Raw genomic sequence first — 20,988 nt, forward strand, 5'->3', positions numbered from 1 at the left:
TCGGGAGGCCGAGGTGCTGCGACTCGTCGCGGAGGGGCTGACCAACCGGGAGATCGCCGAGCGGCTGTTCATCGCGCAGAAGACGGTGAGCGTGCACGTGTCGAACATCCTGGCCAAGCTGGAGGTCTCGACCCGCACCCAGGCCGCCGCCGCGGCGCGCCGGCGCGGGCTGCTGGGCTAGCGCGGCGCGCCCGAGCCCACGACATCTTGGTCGCCACGGGCGGTCGTTTTGGATCGCCTTTGCGCCACGGCTCGTAGCGTCCAGTGATCGAGAGCCTCTCAACGGAGGGGCGGTGGCCGTCTGTCGCCGCACTCGTCCTGCCCACGAAAGGAGCAGCCCCATGCCCACGCTCGGCAAGACCCTGCCCGCCATGGCCGCCCTCGGCGTGTCCGCCCTGTTCCTCGCCGCCCCGCAGACCGCGTACGCCGCCGACTCGATCTCCTGCGTGGCCGTCGGCCAGACCCACTTCACTCCCGGCGTGCAGATGTTCCCGCAGTCGGAGATCGTGACGTACCAGGGCGTGAAGAGCACCTGCATCGACCACAGCGACATGGGCATCACGTCGGCCCGCATCACCGCGAGCTTCGGCGACGTGGACCTGAGCTGCGTGGCGAGCGACTTCGGCACCGGCACCGGCACGGCGGCCATCGAGTGGGACATGAACGGCTCCAAGCAGACCAGCAAGGCCGACATCGCCATTGCCGAGACCGTGCTCAACACGGCCAGGGTGACCGGCGTGGTGACGGAGGGCCCGTTCGCGGGCCGGCGGTTCACCGGCAAATTCGACACGAGCCTGCTCAAGGGCACGGGCAAGTGCTCGGCGGGGGCGCTGTTCGGCGGGGTGAAGAGCGCGGACTTCAAGGGCAGCTTCAGCATCGGCTGAGCGGGTGGAGCCAGGCGGGCCGGCCCCGGGGGCGTACGGGGCCGGCCCGCCGACGTCTGTGCACAAGTGCACAGACACGACGCGCGGCGAGGCGGACAATCACGGAGATGTACGCGAACTCATCGGGGGAGGAAGCGAACATGCGCGTGCACTACCGCGCGGAGGACGCGCCGGTGTCCTCACGCGTCGACTACTGGCAGGAGATCGTCAACCGGTCCGTCGCCCCGATGGACCTGCGGTACGCCTGCGCACCGTCGTTCAGCAGCGAGATCGTGCAGGGCAGGCTCGGCCGGGTGAACGTGACGGAGTTACGCGAGCGCAGCCCGGGCGAGGCCCGTGGCGGGCCGTGCGAGCAGCTCGCCGGCTCGTACAAGGTGTTCATGACGACCCACGGGCACACCGTGACCTACCGGGGCGCCAGCGAGATCCAGCTGCCGCCGGGGGCGTTCGTGCTGACGGAGTTCTCGCGGCCGTACCGGTGCGTGTTCGAGCCCAGGCGGGCCATCTGCGTGTCGTTCCCCAAGGAGCTGCTGCCGCTGCCCGAGTACGAGGTGGCGGAGTTGGTCGACGTGCCGATCTCCGGGGACGAGGGGGTGCCGGCGCTGGTCACGTCGCTCATCGGACGGCTGCCCGGCTGCCTCGACGACGTGGCCGAGGCCGCCGACGGGGTACGCCTCAGCATGGCGATGCTCGACCTGCTCGGCGTGGCGCTGGCCGCTCGCATGGAGCGTGCGATCCCGCCGGCCGGCCGCACGCGGGCGCTGCTGACCCGCATCCAGGCCTTCGTGGAGGAACGGCTCGGCGACCCCGGCCTCTCCCCGGCGACCGTCGCCGACGCCCACCACATCTCGCTCCGCTACCTGTACAAACTCTTCGAAGCGGAAGGGTGCGGCGTGGCCGACTGGATCAGGCGGCGCAGGCTGGAGCATTGCCGCCGTGACCTGCTCGACCCCGTCCTGGCGGACCGGCCGGTACGCGCCACGGGAGCGCGCTGGGGCTTTCCCGACGCGGCACAGTTCACCAAGTCGTTCCGCGCCGCGTACGGGCTGCCGCCGGCCGAGTTCCGCAGGGCGTCGGGGCGCTAGCTGGTGATCATGAGGTCGCGCAGCAGGAAGTAGCTCGCGTGGTCGGCCTGCAGGAACCCGTGGAACTTCTCGGCCCGCGCCTTGGCCGACTTGTCCGCGGTGACGATCGTGACGATCAGGTACTTCTTGGAGGCGCCCGATCGGATCTTTCCGTACACGTAACTGGCGTGCGCCTTGTCCTTACGCCACGTCACCGCGTCCGAGGTGAGCTTGGCCAGCCGCGTGGCGGTGTTCTTCGCGGCCTTCTCGTTCGGGAACGACATCATGAGCTGCACCGCCTTGAGGTGACCGCCGTACGCCGAGTACGCGATCTCGATGGCGCGCTCGCAGTCGTACTTGGCCAGCACACCCTCGCCGTCCACCGGGTCGCAGCTGTCGTACGTCCAGCCGCCGACCTTGTCGGCGTTGTACTTGACGCCGCCCAGGCCGAATTTCCAGTCGTCGAACTCGTTGTGCGTGATCGGCGAGCCCGGCTGGGGCCGCTTCGACGTGGGCTGCGGCTCGCTGGGGGTCGTGCTGGGATCGGAGGAGGGCGGATCCGACGGCGTGGTCGACGGCGGGTCCGACTGCTGGGGCGGCGTCGTGGGGGTGGTCGGCGTGGCGCTCCGCAGGGCCACGGTCGACGTCGAGTCGGAGGAGTTGAGGTAGACGATGGCGCCGACGGTGCCGCCGCCCAGGAGAAGCACGCCCAGGGCGACCGCGAGCCCGATGATCAGGCCGTTGTTGCGCCGGGGCGGCGGGCCGAACTGCTGGCCCTGGCCGTACGGGCCCGGCTGCGGGTACTGGTTCTGGGGATACTGGTTCTGCGGGCCGTACGGGTTCTGCGGACCCTGCTGATTCGGGGGGCCGTACGGGTTCTGCGGGGCCTGCTGATTCGGGGGGCCGTATGGGCCCTGCGGACCCTGCTGATTCGGAGGGCCATACGGGTTCTGCGGGCCCTGCTGGCCGTAGGGGTCCTGTTGTCCATACGGGCCCTGCTGGCCATAGCCCGGTTGCGGGACCGTCTGCCCTGGCTGGGGGCCATGACCTGGTTGTGCGTGAGGTGGGCCGTACCCCGGTTGCGGGGGTGTCTGGCCGTACCCTGGTTGGCCGGGTCCCTGTGGTGTTCCCTGTGCCTGCGGGCCCCACGGTTCTTGTGGCTGCTGGGGCTGCGGAGGCTGTGGAGGGTATGCCATCCCCCCATTCTGGTGCAACCCACCACCTTATGCCCCAACTACCCCACCAAAACGTGCCTGGCCGGGCGTAGACGGCTGTACTACCATGCGATACGTGGCGGTGCTCTCCCGCCCAACCCCCTGAGCGTGCCCCCACGCGGCACGCCGACCGCGGGGGCAAAGGGGACGTCATGCGCCTCGGGAGCGGTGGTCTGACCGGCAGGCGATCCTTTCGCGGCCGCCACGGGCCGCGGGCGTGGGCCGGGTCCTGGCGATGGCCGCAGGAAGAGCCGTCATGACCAGCAAGAAGCAGCTCAAGGCACGCATCCGCGCGCGGATGGCCAAGACCGGCGAGAGCTACACGACAGCCCGCAACCACGTGCTGGGCCAGGAGGAGACGCACACCGACGCGGGCTGGCGGTTCGCCGGCGGGCGGCATCCGTCCAGCGCGGCGATCACCGCCGTCCTCGTCAACCAGGGCGTCTCCCTGAGCGAGCCCCTGGTGTTCCTGACCGGCGGAGGCATCGGCGCGGGCTACATCTTGTGGGAGTTCAAGCACGACCAGTCCCGCCACGTGACCCTTGGCTTCCGCAACCAGTGGCAATACCACGACCGGTGGATGGCCAAGACGCTCGGCCGGCTCGGGGTGCCGTACGAGGAGCACCACACGGCCGGAGTCCGGGCCGCCGGTGACCGGCTCGCCGCTGAGCTGGACGCCGGGCGGCCGTGCGTGATCCTGCCCGACCGCTACCACCTCGGCTACTGGCAGTTGCCCGCCGCGCTCGACGGGCACGGCGGCGGCCCCGTGGTGGCCTACCGGCGTGACGAGAGCGGCGTGTACCTCGACGACCGTGGCCAGGCGCCGATCCGCATCCCGCGGGAGCGGCTGGACGCCGCGCGGGCGCGGGTGCCGTCGTACAAGAACGTCATGCACGTGCTCGGCGACGCCAAGCCGGACGAGGCGGCGCTGGCGGACGCGGCCCGCGAGGGGCTGCGGGACTGCGCCGCCCACCTGTCGGCGGCCTCCGACTCGTTCTCCCTTCCTGCGTGGCGGAAGTGGGCGCGGCTGCTGACCGACACCCGCAACGCCAAGGCCTGGCCGAAGGTCTTCGCCGACGGCCGTGGACTGGCCGATGCGCTGCTGTCGGTGTGGGAGGGGGCGGAGCCGGTCGGCATGGACGGCGGGAACCTGCGCGCGTTGTTCGCCGACGCGCTGGACGAGGCCGCCGCGCTGCTGGCCGAGCCGGAGCTGGCCGGCCTGGCCGGCCGGTACAGGGAGATCTCCGCCCTGTGGCACGGGCTGGCCGAGGCGGCGCTCCCGGCTGAGGTGCCGGAGTTCGCCCGGGTCCGCGAGCTGACCGCGGCGATCAAGGAGGGCGTCATGGCGGACGGCAGCGCGGCCGGCGAGGAGGCGGCCGAGAACGGCCGGTTGTTGTGGCAGGCGCGGGCCGCCGCGAACGAATCCCTCACCGCCACCGACACCGCCGCGCTCTTCGCCGATCTCAGCGCCTACCTGGGCACCATTTACGAGGCGGAAAGGGCCGCGATCGCCCACCTGGGGGTAGTCACCCGCTGAGCGGCTTCCGTTCCAGAGAAGTTGGGTGCCTTGTCGATTGCGGCTTGGTCCCGCTGATCCGGTGATTGACTTCAAGTCGGCTTGAAGTCGCATGCTGGCTGCCATGTCCAAGACAGAACTCATCCAGGTGCTGGACGCCGCCGACGCCATGCCGGACGTCACCGCGCTGCGTGCCCGCTCGTACGAGCTGCTCGATCTCCGTGACGGGGCCGGCGTGGTGGACGTGGGCTGCGGCGCCGGGCGGGCCGTCGGCGAGCTGGCGGAACGCGGTGCGCGGGCCATCGGCGTGGACCTCAGCGACGAGATGATCGCGGTGGCCCGCGGCCGGTGGCCCCAAGCCGACTTCCGCGTCGGGGACGCCTGCGTCCTGCCGCTCGAGGACGGCACGGTGGCCGGGTACCGGGCCGACAAGGTGCTCCACGAGCTGCCCGACCCCGCCAAGGCGCTGGCCGAGGCCAGGCGGGTGCTCGTGCCGGGCGGGCGGGTCGTGCTGGTCGGCCAGGACTGGGACACACTGGTCATCGACTCCGACGATCCGGCGCTCACCCGCACCATCGTGCATGCCCGCGCCGACCTGATCCCCGGCCCCCGGGCCGCCCGCCGCTACCGCAACCTGCTGCTCGACGCCGCGTTCGAGGACGTGGCCGTGGAGGTGCACACGGCCGTCTTCACCGACGCCACGATGGCGCCGCTGCTCGTGCGGATCGCCGCGGCCGCCCGCACGGCCGGGGCCCTCACCGCCGAGCAGGAGATCGCCTGGGTGGCCGAGCAGACCGGCCGCGCCCGGTCGGACCGGATGTTCCTGGCCATACCGATCTTCGTGGCCTCGGCCAGGCGGCCCTGAGGTCTGATCAGACCTGCGGTGGCCGGCCCTTGGGCGGGAACACCTGGAGGGCCGCCTCCAGCGCGATGGTCTCCTCCGGGGTGAGCCGTTCGAGGAAGTGCACGAGCGTGGCGGCCTGGTTGCCGCTGCCGGCCAGGGCGCTGCGCATCAGGTCCGCGGTGTACGCCTCCTTCGAGGCGACCGGCTCGTACACGTAGGCCCGGCCGACCGGCCGGCGTTTGAGCAGGCCCTTGGTGTGCAGCTTGTCCATCACGGTCATCACGGTGGTGTAGGCGATGTCGCGCTCCAGCCGCAACTCCTCCAGCACCTCCCGCACGGAGGCAGGCCGGCGTCGTGCCCACATGCGATCCATGATCGTGGACTCGAGCTCGCCCAACCCGCGCACCATGCCCTCGATGCTACCGGCCGTCGTAGACGAGCGCCCTGACCGCGACGGGGGCGAGGCGGCCTCGTAGCCGGCCACTAACGTGCTTCGTAGTAGCCGGCGTCGCCCGCAAGCCCTGACCCGCGTCCCTTCTACGAGCACAACTCGGCGAAGCGGGCGGCGTCGATGTTGCCCCCGGAGACGATCAGGCCGATCCGGGGTGGCACGCGGTCCAGGCGGCCGGCCAGCAGCGCGGCCAGCGGGGTGGCGCCGCTCGGCTCGATGACGATCTTCATGCGTTCGAACGCCAGCCGCATCGCCGCCCGGATCTCGTCGTCGGAGACCAGGACGATCTCGTCCACCAGATGCTTGTTGATCGAGAACGTCAGCTCGCCCGGGATCTCCGCGGCCTGCCCGTCGGCGATCGTCCGCGGGACGGGGATCGACACCCGCCGGCCCGCGCTCAGCGACCGCTTGGTGTCGTCGCCTGCCTCGGGCTCCACGCCGATCACCCGGATGCTCGGGTGCAGGCCCTTGGCCGCCGTGGCGCTGCCGGCGATCAGTCCGCCGCCGCCGATGGGCACCAGCACCGCGTCCAGTTCGCCGACCTCCTCGATCAGCTCCAGCGTGGCGGTGCCCTGCCCGGCGATGACGTGCAGATGTTCGTACGGGGGGATCAGCGCCAGCCCCCGCTCGGCGGCCAGTGCCTCGCCGATGGCCACCCGGTCGCCGGTGTAGCGGTCATAGGTGACGATCTCGGCGCCGTAGCCGGCGGTGGCCTCCCTCTTGGAGCGGGGTGTGTCCTCGGGCATGACGATCACGGCGGTGCTGCCCAGCTCGCGGGCGGCCAGGGCGACCGCCTGGGCGTGGTTGCCGGAGGAGTACGCGGCGATGCCCCTGGCCAACTGCTCGGGCGAGAGCCTGGAGACGGCGTTGTAGGCGCCGCGGAACTTGAACGCGCCGATGCGCTGGAAGTTCTCACACTTGACGAAGACCTCCGCTCCGACCAGGGCGTCCAGCGTTCGTGAGCGCAGCACGGGTGTGCGGTGAGCGACGCCCTTGAGCCGGGCGGCGGCGTCGTGGACGTCGTCCAGGGTGACCGGGAGTGCGATGGACATGCGTGCTCCTCCTGCGCGGTGCCGGGAATGATGGGCGCGCCGCGTCCCGTCCATCCTCCACGATCTATTGACGCGCTCCTCCCCATGAATGGGGAGGATTCTCATGGCCGCTACGCGGCCACCCGTTGCGGGGCGGTGCGGGTAGTCCCGCCATGAGCTGCTTGACGCTTCATCGGCCCCAGTACGGCAGGGCCTCCACGTCCAGTGACCGCCTGTCCGGCGGCTGAGTTGTACCGATGCATCTGGGTGCGGGCCCCTGGTGCGGGGCCGGGGGTGCGTGCATGGTCTGGGTGCGGAACACGATGTGCCAGCCGGTGGTTTCCTTGACCAGCCGGGCACCCGTGATCTTCCCCTCTCCTCCGCCCTTGGTGACCCCCGGCAGGTCTTGTGTCCACCGGAACCGAACCCGGCCGAGTTTGGGGATGGCGACCGCGCCCCACCGCCGGTTGATCCGGGTGATGTTCAGGTCCCGCCCCTGGGGCACGTCCACGGCCATCCGGGAGGAGAATCGGCTCTTGAACGTGGGGCGCCCGGCCGGGTGGCCGGGGTTGAAGAAGTTCTTCCACGCCTGCCGGTAGGTCTTCAGCACGGCTTGCGCCGCTTGGGCGGGCAGGTCTTTGAGCCAGTCGATCTCTTTACGGGCGAGTCGGATGGCCTCGTCGCACTGGGCCAGGGACGCGAACCGTCCCTGCCGGAAGGTGAAGAACTCGTGCAGCAGGTTCCACACCGTGCGCGCGTGGTGCGCCTGACCGTCCAAGACGGCGATCTGCCGCTGGTCCAACTCCAGGCGCGCAACAGAGCACGCTTGCGTTTCTCCAGCCCCACCTGACCCACGTAACTCATTCTATCGTTTGGTGTATGTCACCGCGATGGGAACCGAATCCCGAGGTCAGAAAGGGACGGCACTGCGTTCACGATCTATCCGCGCATTTGGTGTTTGTCACGAAATATCGGCGGGACGTCTTCACCGACCCCATGCTGGAGCGCTGCGAACAGATCATGAAAGAGGTGTGCGAGAAGTTCGACTGCGAGCTGGCCGAGTTCAACGGCGAGCACGACCACGTTCATCTCCTCGTTCGCTATCCGCCCAAGATCGCCCTGTCCTCCCTCGTCAACTCCCTCAAAGGCGTCTCGGCCCGCTACCTCCGCCAGGAATACAGCGCCCACGTCCGCCAATACCTGTGGGACGGCCACTTCTGGTCCCGCTCCTACTACGCCGGCTCGACCGGCGGCGCGAATCTGGCCACCGTCCGCACGTACATCCAGTCCCAGGACCAGCCCCAGAAATGAGACAAGACCAGGTCTGGTCACGACCCGGTTCCCAAACACGGGTTAGGGCACGCTCAGGCCCTTGAGGGCCTTCCCGCCCGGGCCTCCACCTCCCACCTGAAGGCGGGAGCACTGGCCCGCACCTCGGTAGATGCGGTACTTCTTGCCGCAGTTGTCGAACTTGCCGGCCCAACAGGTGAAGGTGTAGATCTTCTTGATCCCGTGGCCCTTCCAGCCGCTGGTGACCTGGCCGTCCCAGGAGCCGTTCTTGTAGTACTCGAACCGCACCCAGCCCTTCTTCCCGCCGACCTTGTCGACGCCGTACCACTTCACGTGGACGCCGCCGCCGTGCTTGGCGGTCTTGCCGAAGGTGTAGGCCTTGTGGTTGCTGGAGAAGAACGTGCCCCAGCTGATGGTTGTGGTGCTGGTGTTCTGGGTGGCGGCCTGAGCGGCCGGGGTTAGCGCGAGCGCGGTGGGCCCACATCCAGAACGGGCCGTCGGTCGATGCCGCCGTCCGTTCCACGTCATGTCCCGGCATGGAACGGCCTTTGTGTGGGGGCGCCGCCATCCGGGACGGCGCCCGGATCAGGGGAGAGATCATGGGGGCAGCACACACGCCGGGGGCCGTCGACCTGGCCGCGCTCAAGGAACGCCAGCGTCTGGGGTGGGAGTCCGGTGACTACGCACGCGTCGGCGTCACCTTGCAGATCATGGCGGAACGCCTGGTGGAGGCGGCCGGCGTACGTGCCGGGCAGAGCATCCTCGACGTGGCCTGCGGCCAGGGCAACGTGGCCATCGCCGGCGCGCGGCGCTTCGCCGCGGCGACCGGCGTCGACTACGTGCCCGGCCTGCTCGACCAGGGCCGCGAGCGGGCCGCCGCCGAGCACCTGGAGGTGACGTTCGTGGAAGGGGACGCGGAACGGCTGCCGTGCTCCGAGGCGGCCTACGACGTCACGCTCAGCACGGTCGGCGTGATGTTCGCGCCCGACCAGGAGCGGGCCGCGGCCGAGCTGGCGCGGGTGACGCGGCCGGGCGGCACGATCGGACTGGCCAGCTGGACGCCCGACGGGCTGGTCGGCGCGCTGTTCCGGACGATCGGCCGGTACGCGCCGCCCCCGCCGCAGGTCAGGTCCCCGATGTTGTGGGGCACGCCGGAGCGGCTGCGGGAGCTGTTCGGCGGCGAGGTCGAGTGGGTCGCGCTCAAGACGCGGACGTTCGAGTTCTGCTACCGCTCGCCCGAGCACTTCGCGGAATGGTTCCTGGCGAACTACGGGCCGATCCACCGCCTGGCGGGCACCTTGGACGAGGCCACACGGGCGAGTTTCGCCGCGGACCTTGCCGAGGTGCCCGAGAAGTTCAACGCGGCCGACGACGGGACCGTGCTGGCGGCCGGCGAGTACCTGGAGGCCATCGGGATCCGCCGCTGACGCTCACTTTCCCGGGGACTCGACCAGCGGGGTGTCGACCAGATGCTCGATGATGAACCAGGCCTGCATCTCGCCGGTGCGGACGACGTCGGAGATCAGCAGGTCGTTGGTGCCGTCGTCGCCCATCTCCTGGGCGCGGCCGGCCGCGTCGTGGGCGGCGATCAGGATGGTCTCGTGCGCCTCGATCAGGCGGGAGAGCATGGCCGGCACCTCCTCGGCGCCGTCGGGCGGGCGCGGGATCACGGTGATCTCGGCGACGTGGCGCGGGTCCCCGACCGCGACGCCGCCGAGCGTCTGGACCCGCTCGGCGATCTTGTCCACCAGCTCCAGCTGCTCCTCGGCGTGCTTGTCGAGCAGCAGGTGGAGCTGGTAGAACGTCGGGCCGCGCATCAGCCAGTGGTGCTTCTTGTAGAGGCCGTAGAGGATCTGGGTGTCGGCCAGGATCTGGTTGAGCCGCTGGCAGGAGTACATGCGCGCGTCATAGGAGAGCCCGAGCGGGAACATCCGCACGGTGCCGAACTCCTGGATCTCCACGCCGTTCATGTGCAGCCACGGCTGGCTGTCGGTTTTGACGCGGGATGTCTTGGTGGAACGTTTGAATGGCACGCCGGGAAACCTCCCCGGCGCTCCGCCAAGGGCCACCACAGACCACCACAAAAGCAGGTCAAACCACCCTTCCGCTGAGGCGCAGCGCACGGGTCGTACGCTCAGAGGGTGGTAGCGGTCCTTCTCATGATCGCGGGCGCGGTGGCCACGGCCAGGTGGGCGAGGCTCATCACGGCGATGCCCGTGGCGAAGGCCGCGTAGCCGCCGAGCCACTCGCCCAGCGCCCCGCCGGCCAGCCCGCCGAGCGGTGCCGCGCCCCACATGAGGAAGCGCATGCTGGCGTTGACCCGCCCGAGCAGATGGCCGGGGGTGACGCGCTGGCGGTAGCTGAGCAGGGCCACGCCGAAGATCGAGGAGGCGGCGCCGAACATCGCCCCGGCCACGGGAAGCAACAGCAGCGGCCAGCCCGGCCCGGTCGCCAGCGCAGGCAGGTAGAGCACAGTGGCGAGGACGGCCGAGCCGTACAGGCTGCGGCCGGGACCGAACCGGACCGTGACGCGGGCCACGAGCATCGCGCCCGCCAGCGAGCCGACGGCGACCGCCGACATGAGCAGTCCGTACGGGGCCGAGCCCAAGCCGAGCTCCTTGACCAGGTAGAGAGGCATTCCGACCGCGCAGACGCCGTTGGCGGCCATCACCAGCGCGCCGCCGACCGCGATCCTGCGCAGCACCGGCTCGCCGGTGACGAATCTCATGCCCTCCACGACCTCATGGCGTACGGCCCGGTCGCTGCGCCGCGGCTGCTCCTCGGCCCGTACGCCCGACAGCAGCAGTGCGGAGGCCAGGTAGCTGACGGCGTCGGCAGGAAACTCATGTGGGCGACGTCGAAGAAGACGGTGCCGACGCCCAGCACGAGCGCGACGGCGTACAGGTGCGGCAGGGTGAGCACGCCGAGCCACGCGGCCACGGGGATGGACAGCAGGGCGACGCCGCGTGCGACGTCGGACCAGATGAGGATCGGGCGGCGCCGTGCCCGGTCCACCCATACGCCCGCGGGCAGTCCGATCAGCAGAAACGCCACCATCTGCGCCGCGGACAGGACCCCGAGCTCGAAGGCTCCTGCGTTCAGCGCGAGCAGCGCGGTGAGGGGGAGTGCGACGGTCGTGACCTGCGTGCCCAGCTGGGTGATGCCGTTGGCCCACGCAAATCGCCAGAAATCTCCCTCTGGCCACATATTCCGCAATCATCACGGTGATGGCCGGAGGCAAGCAAACCGTTTGACGTTCGGCGCCGCCCGGAGCCAGGGCTGGCCGAAAAGCTCCTATGTGCAAGAGTCCAGCCAGATTTGCGCTGCAGGAACGGCATGCCGTTGGTAAAATGTCACGCATCCGGTGGAGAAGATCAACACAGTGGGTGCGCTCGACACCACCGCAGTTCAGGGGGCCGGCGGTGGGTGGCCCGGGATCGTTGACGGTGGCTCCGCTGATGCAGGTCGACGACCGAGCACTGAATGAGTGCGTTAGGGAGGAATCGATGCCGAGCAGTCCCAGACGTACCACGTTGGCCGCCGTCGCCGCATCGGCGGGCCTGTCCGTCGCCACCGTGTCCAAGGTGCTCAACGGTCGCAGCGACGTCGCGCCGGCCACCCGGTCCCTGGTGCAGTCCCTGCTGCTCGAACACGGCTACGTTCCCCGCGCGTCACGCCGGGCTCAGGAGGCGCGCCCGGCCACGGTGGAGGTGTGGGTGGACGGGGAGTTGTGCGCGTACTCCACGGAGATCATCAAAGGTGCGATCGAGGCCGGCGCCGAGTCGGGCGTGGGGGTCGTCGTCACCCACATGAAGGCCGACGACGATGCCTCCTGGGTGGGCGACCTGGTCGCGGCCGGCCGCCTGGCCATGATCATCCTTGCCAACGAACCGACCTCGGCCCAGGTCGCCGCGCTGTCCCTGGCCCAGCTCCCGGTGGTCGTCGTCGACCCGCCCAACCCGCCGGCCGGCCCCGTGAGCAGCGTCGGCTCCACCAACTTCGCCGGCGGCCTGTCCGCCACCCAGCACCTGCTGGCCCTCGGCCACCGCCGCATCGCCTATCTCGGCGGCCCCGCGAACGCGGCCTCCAACCAGGCGCGCATGCAGGGCTACCGCGCGGCCATGGAGGCCGCCGGCGTGCCCGTACCACCCGAATACGTCCGCACCGCGGGCTTCTGCTACCCCGACGGGATGAAGGAAGCGACCGCGCTGCTCGAGCTGCCCTCCCCGCCGACGGCCGTCTTCGCCGTCAGCGACGAGTGTGCCGCGGCCGCCATGCAGGTCGCCAGGGCCCGCGGTTTACGCATCCCGGAAGACCTCAGCGTCGTCGGCTTCGACGACACCGAGATCGCCACCATGACGTCGCCCCAACTGACCACCGTGCGCCAGCCGCTGCGCGAGATGGGCAAGGTCGCCCTGCGTACCGCGCTGCGGCTGGCCTCCGGCGAGAAGATCGAGTCCCACCACGTCGAGCTCGCCACGGAGCTGGTCGTCCGCGAGTCGAGCCTGGCCGCCTGACCCTCGCTGACCGACACGCGTGTGTCGCCGCGGGACCGCATTGCATGGTCATGCATTCATGTGTATATACTTCTGCTCGTGTCCAAGGTACTCACCTCCCTGCCTGTCGGTGAACGTGTCGGGATCGCCTTCTCCGGCGGCCTCGACACCTCGGTAGCGGTCGCGTGGATGCGCGAGAAGGGTGCAGTGCCGTGCACCTACACCGCCGAGATCGGCCAGTACGACGAGCCCGACATCGCCTCGGTGCCCGGCCGCGCCACGGCCTACGGCGCGGAGGTCGCCCGGCTGGTCGACTGCCGGGCGGCGCTCGTGGAAGAAGGGCTCGCCGCGCTGGCCTGCGGGGCGTTCCACATCCGGTCCGGCGTCCGCACCTACTTCAACACCACCCCGCTCGGCCGGGCCGTCACGGGCACCCTGCTGGTGCGCGCGATGCTCGAGGACGGCGTGCAGATCTGGGGTGACGGCTCCACCTTCAAGGGCAACGACATCGAGCGGTTCTACCGCTACGGCCTGCTCGCCAACCCCTCCCTGCGCATCTACAAGCCGTGGCTGGACGCCGACTTCGTCAGCGAGCTCGGCGGGCGCAGGGAGATGTCGGAGTGGCTGCTCGCCCGCGACCTGCCCTACCGGGACAGCACGGAGAAGGCCTACTCCACGGACGCGAACATCTGGGGCGCGACCCACGAGGCCAAGTCGCTCGAGCACCTCGACACGGGCATCGAGATCGTCGAGCCGATCATGGGCGTGCGGTTCTGGGACCCCGAGGTCGAGATCGCCGCCGAGGACGTCACGATCGGCTTCGAGCAGGGGCGACCGGTGACCATCAACGGCAAGGAGTTCGCCTCCGCCGTCGACCTGGTGCTGGAGGCCAACGCCATCGGCGGCCGGCACGGCCTGGGCATGTCCGACCAGATCGAGAACCGGATCATCGAGGCCAAGAGCCGGGGCATCTACGAGGCGCCGGGCATGGCGCTGCTGCACGCGGCGTACGAGCGGCTGGTCAACGCGATCCACAACGAGGACACCCTCGCCGCCTACCACGTCGAGGGCCGGCGCCTGGGCCGGCTCCTGTACGAAGGCCGCTGGCTGGACCCGCAGGCGCTCATGCTGCGCGAGTCGCTGCAGCGCTGGGTCGGTGCGGCGGTCACCGGCGAGGTGACCCTGCGGCTGCGGCGCGGCGAGGACTACTCCATCCTGGACACGTCCGGACCTTCCTTCAGCTACCACCCGGACAAGCTGTCCATGGAGCGGACCGAGGACTCCGCCTTCGGGCCGGTCGACCGCATCGGCCAGCTGACCATGCGCAACCTCGACATCGCCGACTCCCGCGCCAAGCTGGAGCAGTACGCCCGGCTCGGCATCGTCGGCGGCTCGCACCCGACGTTGATCGGCGCCACGCAGGCTACCCCGACGGGCCTGATCGGCGCCATGCCGGAGGGCGGGGCCGAGGCGATCGCCTCCAGCGGCGAGGTCCCCGGCGACGAGCTGCTCGACAACGCCGCCATGGAGGCCGGCACCGACTGACCACAGGAGCGTGGTCCGGCGGACGGTCTCGGCCTGGGCGGCCACCGGTTCCGGCAGTGCTCGCATGATCGTGCTGAGCGCGCTGCCGACCGGGTCAGTGGGGTCGCTCGCGTCGTGGTGACCGTCGATCACGGCCATGACCAGACCGAGTGCCTCGGCCCCACAATCCGGAAGCAGAACGTCCGGAAGGGAACCTAACATGCGGTGCATGACCGAGGACACTGCCCTTCAGGCCGCGCAGGCGCCGATCCCGGCCGAGCGCCTGACCATCGTCCCCGCCAACGAGGCGTCGTGGGACGACCTCGCGGCGATCTTCGGTCGCGACGCGGGGCGGTGCCAGTGCCAGAGGTTCAAGGTCGTCGGCTGGATCTGGCGTGACTCCACGCAGGAGGGGCGGACCGCGATGCTCCAGGCGCAGACCGCCTGCGGCGACCCGGACGCCGTGGCCACCAGCGGCATGGTGGCGTACGTCGACGACCAGCCGGCCGGCTGGGTCGCGGTGGAGCCGCGGACGGCGTACCCCAAGCTGCGGACCTCGCGCGTCCCGTGGGCCGGCCGTTCCGAGGACAAGGACGACGACGGGATCTGGGCGGTGACCTGCTTCGTGGTCCGCAAGGGGTACCGGGGCCGCGGCCTCACCTATCCGCTCGCCCTGGCCACGATCGACTTCGCCCGCGAGCGTGGCGCCCGTGCGCTCGAGGCGTACCCGATGATCACCCAGCCGGGCAAGGAGATCATCTGGGGCGAGACACACGTGGGGACACGTCAGGTCTTCGAGGAGGCCGGGTTCAGGGAGGTCAGCCATCCCACCGTCCGGCGCGTGGTCATGCGGATCGACTTCGGACAACAGGATGATCCGGGTCCGGGTGCGGTCTGAGCAGGTGTGCTTCCCGGGCGCCGGGGGAGCGGGAAAGGCATGGCCAGGAATCTGGTGGAGATCATCCGGCGGATGGGGATGACCGACCCCCGCCTGCTGGCCGCGGTCGCCGCCACGCCGCGCGAGCACTTCGTGCCGCCGCGCTCGGCAGCGCGTGCCGAGCGGGACGAGCCGATCCCGATCGGCCACGGGCAGCCGACCTCCCAGCCGTCACTGGTCGCCCAGATGATCGACGCGCTGATGCCGGCGGACAAGGACACCGTCCTGGAGATCGGCACCGGGTACGGGTACCAGACCGCCCTGCTGGCGCACCTGGCCGGCCATGTGTACTCGGTGGAGCGGTACGCGGACCTGGCCGAGCACGCGCGGGCCAACCTCGCCGCACTGGACGTGCCCAACGTTGACGTCGTGGTCGGCGACGGCACCGCCGGCCTGCCGGAGCACGCTCCCTTCGACGCGATCATCGTCTCGGCCGCGGCCCCATCCGTGCCCGGCCCGTTGGCCGAGCAGCTCGCGGAGGGCGGCCGCCTGGTCATGCCCATCGCGGCGACCGTGGCCGACATCGTCACGCTGTACACCAAGCAGCACGGCCGCCTGGAGCGGCAGCGAGCGGTGACGCCCGCGCAGTTCGTCCCCCTCGTCGGAGAGCATGTATGAGGCGGCTTCGGGGTAGCTGGTCGCGGTCATCTATACGTGACGAGGGAGACCACCATGCCGGTGCGTATCGTCAACCCCCAGGCGGGACACGGCCGGGTCGATCTCGACGACCCCTTCCCGTACGGATACCTGCTCCTCAGCGGGCACGTCAGCCCGCGCCCGCCTGTCCTGCCCATGGGCCGGGCCAAGCGGAACCTGTTCCTCCGGCTGCACGGTTGCGCTGAGCAACTACGTTCCCGCGAGGACGTCCGGCACGTGTCGTTGTTCGACGCGCTCGTGATGCCGCCGCTGGGCGTCCTGCCGTACGTCCGGGACCACCGCGACTCCGTCCACCTGGCCCGTTTCGACGTGGTCGCGCTCGTCGAGACGGCCTCGCCGCAGGCCGCGCGTGAGGTCCGCGACAGCGCCCCGTACGCCGCTCTGCGTCAGGAGCTGGACAAGGACGCCGACGACACCCACGAACTGCTCGGCCGCAACGCCAAGCGTATCGCCCAGGTCGGCCGCGACCGGCGGGGCGTCTACATCTTCAACCACTTCGTCGGCGACGATCCCGAGGTCGTCCTGGAGCTGTGGGAGCACCTCGCCGCCTGGTACGTCCACCACACGCAGGCGTCGAACTCGCTGATGCTCGTCCCGGACGCCGGCGAGAAGGCCGACTACGTGGCGGTCAACCACGGCCACTGGGACACGGGTGTGCTGCGGCTGTTGTGGCGTCAGGTCAGCAGCCCGGGATTCCGCGGCTTCGTGCAGGCCAACCTGGCCGCGAACCGTACCGGCTCGATGCCGGTGTTCTACCGGCTGATCGCCTGAACCTGCCTGGATCCGGTGTCTGCATTTGTCCGGGAGTGGACGGACCATTGCCGCAGGCTGCCACACACCGAGCCTTGCCCGGTCTATTACCGCACTCGGGGCCGACGCGCGGGGATGGAACGGATAGGGCCTCATATATTTGGCTCTGCGGTGGCCGCCCCTCCTCCTTAGGGCTCATGGCCCACCAGCAAAACGCCCGTTCCGGCCGCTGCAGTCCGCGCAAATACGGTAACGGGGAATTAAATGGTCGGATTTGGACTGGGCCGCGCTGCAACAGGAGCGCTGGCCGTCACTGGCATGACGTACACGTCACTGTGGCACGTGGCGCTCGTACTTGGAGTGATCTTGGCGGGCGGTCTCGTCGTTCGCCTCACCGGTCGTATGCGCCGGACGCCGGAGAGCCGCCGTCATGCACCTTGACGAGGCCGGCCGCCGCCGCTACCTGGGGTTCGCCCTGGTTCTCGGCGCGGTCCTGACCGCGTACGCACATCACCACGTCGCCCGCGTCGTGGACCACCCGTCGCATCTGGTCGCCATCGACGCCTTCGCGTTCTGCTGGCTGGCGTTCGCGGCGATCACGGCGCACACGCATGTCGACGTCCGCCCCTCCGCCCAGCAGGCCAAGCTGCTGGGCGGGCGGCGGGTCACCGTGGTGGTGCCGCTGTTCAACGAGGACCCGAAGACGTTCCGCGCGCTCCTCGACAGTGTCGCCGGACAGTCCCGGCTCCCGCAGCGCCTCCATGTCATCGACAACGGCTCCACCAACAACGACTGCCGGCTCGTCTTCGACGACTGGGCGCTGACCCGCCCCCTGGACCTCGAAGTTCGCTACGACGTCACCGGCCGGATCGGCAAACGCCGAGCGCAGGCGGTCGCGTTCGACGCCGACCCGGACGCGGACATCTTCTGCACGATGGACTCCGACACCGTCTTGGACCGGAACGCCGTCCGCGAAGGCATCGCGCCGTTCGCCCGCGCCGACATCACCGGCGTGGCCGCCTTGCTCCTGGGTCTCAACCAGCGGAAGAACATGCTGACGCGGCTGGTGGACCTGTCATTCGTGATGTCGTTCCTCAATGGCCGCGCCTCCTGGTCCCGTGTCGGCTCCGTGGTGGTGAACTGTGGGGCGCTGTCGTTCTATCGCGCGGACGTCATACGGAAATATCGGGAGGCGTACCTCACGCAGACCGTCTGCGGACGCCCCGTCGTGACGGGGGACGACCGGATGCTCACCGGCTACGCCGTGCTGGAGGGGCGGACGGTGATCCAGGAGCGGTCGGTCGGCTACACCCTGCTGCCGGAGAACCTGTCCCATCTGACCAGGCAACGCGTCCGGTGGTGGCGGTCATGGTTCTGGGGCGGCGGCTGGCTCATCCAGATGTGTCCGCTGACCAAGCCCGCGTGGTGGTTGGTTTTGTGGCAGTTCGCCAGTTTCGTGCTGGGCACCCTTGCCCTGCCCTTGCTGATGATCCGCCATCCGGCCGAAGCCGGTCAGCTCGCGGTGCCGTTCCTGGGTTTCGCGGTCCTGGCCGCCTACATCCGCACGGTCCGGTACCTCATCGTCCGGCGCCCCGACATGACCTATCGGCAGCAGCTGCTGAGGTTCGCGATGGCGCCGCTTTCGTCGCTGGTGAACCTCTATCTGTGCACTGTGCTGCAGTACGTGGGGCTTCTCACGTTCCTGAAGACCGGCTGGTCGACGCGTCAGGCGGTGGAGGTGTCCATCGGCGCCGCACCCGACCTCGGGACGGCGACGGAGCCGGGCGCCGACGAGCTCACCACGGTGGGCGCTACCTCGATAGATGGGCCGGGGCGACGACGTACCGGGTCGTCGCCCACGCGACGTACAGCAGGGGCGAGCACAACACCAGGAGGCCGGCCACCGGCTTCACCAGGATGACAGCCGCGGCCAGCACCAGGACGGCGATGCTGAGGGCGGCCAGGTACCAGCGCCGCGCCACCAGGTACAGGCTGGGGCGCACGAGGTCCCGCAGTCGTCCGGGCTGGCGCCCCGGCTCGGACAGGAGCACCAGTGAGGCCAGGAGCACGGCCGCCACCAGGGCCGCCGCCGTGGCGAAGAACGGGGTGAGCGCCGGGCCCCATGGGGTGCGGGACACGACGACGGCGTCCAGGGCCAGGATGCTCACGGTCGCGGCGCCGGCCGCCCAGAGCGCCAGCGCGCGAGGGGCGTGGCGGCGGTAGGCCTGCCAGAAGGTGCGGAAGACGGTGGTCGAGCCATCGCCCAGGGCGGCGAAGCAGGCGAAGGCGCCGGTCAGGGCGGGCGCGCACAGTGCGGACAACGCGGCGAAGAACGGCCAGGACGCCAGCGGGTCCCGCACGATCGCCAGCGCCGCCAGGAGCGGTGCGCAGGCGACGGCGAGCAGGACGTTCGTCATGAGACCGACGTAGACGGTGGAGAAGACCTTCTCGTACGTCGCCTGTTCGGCCGGGCGGAGCAGGCGGCGGACCGGCGACCCGGCACCGTGCCCGCTCATCCCTTCAGCCCGCTCGTCGCGATGCCGCGGATGAAGTACCGCTGTCCCAGCAGGAAGATGACCAGGATCGGCAGCACCGACACCACCGCGCCGGTCATCATCATCGCGTAGTCGGCGTCGTACTGCCCGACGAACGAGCGCAGGCCGAGCTGGACGGTCCACAACTCGTTGTCCGACAGGTAGATGAACGGCCCCATGTAGTCGTTCCACGTGTTGACGAAGGTGAGCAGGGCCAGGCTGGCGAGCGCCGGTTTGGACAGCGGCAGGATGATCCGCCAGTAGATGCCGTACTCGCTCAGCCCGTCGATCCTGGCCGCCTCGCACAGGTCGTCCGGGATGGACATGTAGTACTGGCGCATGAGGAACACGCCGAACGCGCCGAACGCCTGCAGCAGGATGATCGCCCAGTAGGTGTTCGTCAGCTCCGCCTGCTGCATCATGATGTACTGCGGCACCATGTACGCCTGCCACGGCACCGCGATGGTGGCGATGTAGGCGAGGAAGAGCGCGTCCCGGCCGGGGAAGCGCACCTTGGAGAACCCGTAGGCCGCGAAGCTCCCGGTGAGCACCTGCAACAGCGTGATCGTCATGGACAGGAACGCCGAGTTGCCCAGGTAGGTCAGCAGCGGGATGCGTTCCCAGATGTCCACGAAGTTCGACCAGCGCAGCTCCTCGGGGATCCACTGGATGGGGATCGCGAAGACCTCGTTGTCGCGCTTCAGCGAGGACGACAACATCCAGGCGAACGGCACGAGCACGAGCAGCATGACGACGGTGAGCGAGAGGTAGGCCAGGGCCTTGCGGACGGGGCTGCGGCCGGAGTGGTCCCCGTCCTCGGACGTCGCGGGCGGGCGCGGCCGGGCGGCGGCCGGGGGAGCGTCGTGCAGCGTGGTCATCGGGCACTCCTCCCCGCGTCGATACGGAACGTCATCGGGCGCTCCTCCGCTCGTTGATACGGAACTGGACGACGGTGACGGTCAGGACGATGACGAACAACACCAGGGCGACCGCCGACGAGTAGCCGAACTTGCCTTCGGTGATGCCTTCCCGGTAGACGAGCTGGGCCAGCACCAGCGTGCTGCGGCCGGGGCCGCCGTCGGTCATGACCACGATGAGGTCGAGGACCTTGAAGCTCTGGATCGTCAGCATGACGAGGACGAAGAACGTCGTGGGCCGCAGGCACGGCAGCGTGATGTTCCAGAAGCGCTGCCAGGTGCTCGCGCCGTCCACCCGCGCGGCCTCGTAGTACTCCTTGGGGATCGTCTGCAGCCCGGCCAGGTAGAGCACCATGTAGTACCCCATGTCCCGCCAGACGCTGGTGACGATCACGGCCGGCATCGCCCAGTCGGTGCTGGCCACCCACCGGGGCGGGTCGGCCACGCCGAGCGCTTCGAGGATCTGGTTGATCGGCCCCGCCGTCGGGTTGAACAACGTGTTCCACACGATCGCCACGGCGACCAGCGAGGTGATGTACGGGAAGAACGCCGCGGTGCGGAAGAACGCCACCCCGCGCAGCTTCCGGTTGAGCGCGATGGCCAGACCGAGGGCCGCCACCAGCGTCAACGGGATGTGGCCCGCCGCGTAGTAGAGGGTGTTGCGCAGGGCGACGTGGAAGTTCTCGTCAGCCCACAGCCGCTGGAAGTTCTTCAGCCCCACCCACTCCGGCGTGCTGTAGGAGTCCCAGTCCAGGAACGCCAAGGCGAAGGCCGCGAGCATCGGTGCTCGCGCCGTCCACCCGCGCGGCCTCGTAGTACTCCTTGGGGATCGTCTGCAGCCCGGCCAGGTAGCGCACCAAGAAGGCCCCATGACTCCTC

At 69.8% G+C, this 20,988-nt stretch carries 24 protein-coding genes; 13 read left to right on the forward strand and 11 right to left on the reverse strand.

Going from position 1 to position 20,988, the window contains the following annotated elements:
* The 3 genes from ETD86_RS39205 to ETD86_RS39215 form a co-directional block, all read left to right on the forward strand.
* Positions 1-181 (forward strand): LuxR C-terminal-related transcriptional regulator (locus ETD86_RS39205; RefSeq protein ID WP_138671700.1); only part of this gene is annotated, 181 nt, incomplete at its 5' end.
* A gap of 160 nt (positions 182-341) precedes the next feature.
* Positions 342-884, forward strand: coding sequence for a hypothetical protein (locus ETD86_RS39210; protein WP_138671701.1), 543 nt, complete (start codon positions 342-344; stop codon positions 882-884).
* Positions 885-991: 107 nt separating this feature from the next.
* Positions 992-1,969, forward strand: coding sequence for a helix-turn-helix domain-containing protein (locus ETD86_RS39215; protein ID WP_138671702.1), 978 nt, complete (start codon positions 992-994; stop codon positions 1,967-1,969).
* Here ETD86_RS39215 and ETD86_RS39220 read toward each other — a convergent pair.
* Complete coding sequence (locus ETD86_RS39220) at positions 1,966-3,144, reverse strand: collagen-like domain-containing protein (protein WP_138671703.1); 1,179 nt, start codon at positions 3,142-3,144, stop codon at positions 1,966-1,968. The two genes, ETD86_RS39215 and ETD86_RS39220, sit on opposite strands and share 4 nt — an antisense overlap.
* Before the next feature lie 274 nt (positions 3,145-3,418).
* On the opposite strand from ETD86_RS39220, the gene ETD86_RS39225 reads away from it, so the two are divergent.
* Positions 3,419-4,699, forward strand: a complete 1,281-nt coding sequence (locus ETD86_RS39225) for a BtrH N-terminal domain-containing protein (protein ID WP_211370597.1) — start codon at positions 3,419-3,421, stop codon at positions 4,697-4,699.
* A 103-nt stretch (positions 4,700-4,802) separates the two neighbouring features.
* Entirely contained in the window at positions 4,803-5,543 is a 741-nt protein-coding gene (locus ETD86_RS39230; protein WP_138671704.1) for a methyltransferase domain-containing protein, read from the forward strand.
* Positions 5,544-5,550: 7 nt separating this feature from the next.
* On the opposite strand, the gene ETD86_RS39235 is transcribed toward ETD86_RS39230, so the two are convergent.
* The 3 genes from ETD86_RS39235 to ETD86_RS39245 all read right to left on the reverse strand — a co-directional run bounded on the left by ETD86_RS39235 (position 5,551) and on the right by ETD86_RS39245 (position 7,806).
* Positions 5,551-5,931, reverse strand: a complete 381-nt coding sequence (locus ETD86_RS39235; RefSeq protein ID WP_138671705.1) for a BlaI/MecI/CopY family transcriptional regulator — start codon at positions 5,929-5,931, stop codon at positions 5,551-5,553.
* A 128-nt stretch (positions 5,932-6,059) separates the two neighbouring features.
* Positions 6,060-7,025, reverse strand: coding sequence for a threo-3-hydroxy-L-aspartate ammonia-lyase (locus tag ETD86_RS39240; protein ID WP_138671706.1), 966 nt, complete (start codon positions 7,023-7,025; stop codon positions 6,060-6,062).
* Positions 7,026-7,194: 169 nt separating this feature from the next.
* Positions 7,195-7,806, reverse strand: a complete 612-nt coding sequence (locus ETD86_RS39245; protein ID WP_138671707.1) for a hypothetical protein — start codon at positions 7,804-7,806, stop codon at positions 7,195-7,197.
* Positions 7,807-7,883: 77 nt separating this feature from the next.
* On the opposite strand from ETD86_RS39245, the gene tnpA reads away from it, so the two are divergent.
* Positions 7,884-8,315 (forward strand): IS200/IS605 family transposase, encoded by a 432-nt coding sequence (tnpA, locus tag ETD86_RS39250; protein WP_138671708.1) that lies wholly within the window; start codon positions 7,884-7,886, stop codon positions 8,313-8,315.
* 42 nt (positions 8,316-8,357) lie between these two features.
* Here the strand turns inward: tnpA and ETD86_RS39255 are convergent, their stop codons facing one another.
* Entirely contained in the window at positions 8,358-8,822 is a 465-nt protein-coding gene (locus tag ETD86_RS39255) for a hypothetical protein (protein ID WP_211370598.1), read from the reverse strand.
* Between the two features lie 71 nt (positions 8,823-8,893).
* Here ETD86_RS39255 and ETD86_RS39260 point away from each other — a divergent pair, with 71 nt between their 5' ends.
* Positions 8,894-9,721 carry a class I SAM-dependent methyltransferase gene (locus tag ETD86_RS39260; RefSeq protein WP_138671709.1) on the forward strand — a complete coding sequence of 276 codons (828 nt, stop codon included), beginning with the start codon at positions 8,894-8,896 and terminating at the stop codon, positions 9,719-9,721.
* Between the two features lie 3 nt (positions 9,722-9,724).
* On the opposite strand, the gene ETD86_RS39265 is transcribed toward ETD86_RS39260, so the two are convergent.
* The 3 genes from ETD86_RS39265 to ETD86_RS58635 all read right to left on the reverse strand — a co-directional run bounded on the left by ETD86_RS39265 (position 9,725) and on the right by ETD86_RS58635 (position 11,501).
* Positions 9,725-10,264, reverse strand: a complete 540-nt coding sequence (locus tag ETD86_RS39265; RefSeq protein ID WP_138671721.1) for a Dps family protein — start codon at positions 10,262-10,264, stop codon at positions 9,725-9,727.
* A 164-nt stretch (positions 10,265-10,428) separates the two neighbouring features.
* Positions 10,429-11,112 carry an MFS transporter gene (locus ETD86_RS39270; RefSeq protein WP_246148929.1) on the reverse strand — a complete coding sequence of 228 codons (684 nt, stop codon included), beginning with the start codon at positions 11,110-11,112 and terminating at the stop codon, positions 10,429-10,431.
* Positions 11,019-11,501: an MFS transporter gene (locus ETD86_RS58635; RefSeq protein ID WP_246148926.1), complete on the reverse strand. Its 483-nt coding sequence runs from the start codon at positions 11,499-11,501 to the stop codon at positions 11,019-11,021. The genes ETD86_RS39270 and ETD86_RS58635 overlap by 94 nt, the downstream gene beginning before the upstream one ends.
* A 299-nt stretch (positions 11,502-11,800) precedes the next feature.
* On the opposite strand from ETD86_RS58635, the gene ETD86_RS39275 reads away from it, so the two are divergent.
* The 6 genes from ETD86_RS39275 to ETD86_RS39305 all read left to right on the forward strand — a co-directional run bounded on the left by ETD86_RS39275 (position 11,801) and on the right by ETD86_RS39305 (position 18,579).
* Positions 11,801-12,811, forward strand: a complete 1,011-nt coding sequence (locus tag ETD86_RS39275) for a LacI family DNA-binding transcriptional regulator (protein WP_138671711.1) — start codon at positions 11,801-11,803, stop codon at positions 12,809-12,811.
* A 78-nt stretch (positions 12,812-12,889) separates the two neighbouring features.
* The gene (argG, locus tag ETD86_RS39280; protein WP_138671712.1) at positions 12,890-14,335 is read left to right on the forward strand and encodes an argininosuccinate synthase; all 1,446 of its coding nucleotides are present in this window, start codon (positions 12,890-12,892) and stop codon (positions 14,333-14,335) included.
* 208 nt (positions 14,336-14,543) lie between these two features.
* On the forward strand, positions 14,544-15,212 hold the full coding sequence (locus tag ETD86_RS39290) for a GNAT family N-acetyltransferase (protein ID WP_138671713.1): 669 nt from the start codon (positions 14,544-14,546) through the stop codon (positions 15,210-15,212).
* A 39-nt stretch (positions 15,213-15,251) separates the two neighbouring features.
* Positions 15,252-15,869 carry a protein-L-isoaspartate(D-aspartate) O-methyltransferase gene (locus ETD86_RS39295; protein ID WP_138671714.1) on the forward strand — a complete coding sequence of 206 codons (618 nt, stop codon included), beginning with the start codon at positions 15,252-15,254 and terminating at the stop codon, positions 15,867-15,869.
* Positions 15,870-15,923: 54 nt separating this feature from the next.
* Positions 15,924-16,679 carry a hypothetical protein gene (locus tag ETD86_RS39300; RefSeq protein WP_138671715.1) on the forward strand — a complete coding sequence of 252 codons (756 nt, stop codon included), beginning with the start codon at positions 15,924-15,926 and terminating at the stop codon, positions 16,677-16,679.
* A 409-nt stretch (positions 16,680-17,088) separates the two neighbouring features.
* Complete coding sequence (locus ETD86_RS39305) at positions 17,089-18,579, forward strand: glycosyltransferase (protein WP_138671716.1); 1,491 nt, start codon at positions 17,089-17,091, stop codon at positions 18,577-18,579.
* Here ETD86_RS39305 and ETD86_RS39310 read toward each other — a convergent pair.
* From ETD86_RS39310 to ETD86_RS39320, 3 genes are read right to left on the reverse strand one after another with little or no spacing between them, the layout of a single operon-like run.
* The gene (locus tag ETD86_RS39310; RefSeq protein ID WP_138671717.1) at positions 18,470-19,174 is read right to left on the reverse strand and encodes a ferredoxin-NADPH reductase; all 705 of its coding nucleotides are present in this window, start codon (positions 19,172-19,174) and stop codon (positions 18,470-18,472) included. The two genes, ETD86_RS39305 and ETD86_RS39310, sit on opposite strands and share 110 nt — an antisense overlap.
* Positions 19,171-20,070, reverse strand: a complete 900-nt coding sequence (locus tag ETD86_RS39315; RefSeq protein WP_138671718.1) for a carbohydrate ABC transporter permease — start codon at positions 20,068-20,070, stop codon at positions 19,171-19,173. Before ETD86_RS39315 ends, ETD86_RS39310 begins: the two co-directional genes overlap by 4 nt.
* 31 nt (positions 20,071-20,101) lie before the next feature.
* The gene (locus ETD86_RS39320) at positions 20,102-20,890 is read right to left on the reverse strand and encodes a carbohydrate ABC transporter permease (RefSeq protein WP_211370599.1); all 789 of its coding nucleotides are present in this window, start codon (positions 20,888-20,890) and stop codon (positions 20,102-20,104) included.
* Positions 20,891-20,988 lie beyond the last annotated feature (98 nt).

This window comes from Nonomuraea turkmeniaca, from assembly GCF_005889735.1.
Taxonomy (GTDB): Bacteria; Actinomycetota; Actinomycetes; order Streptosporangiales; family Streptosporangiaceae; genus Nonomuraea; species Nonomuraea turkmeniaca.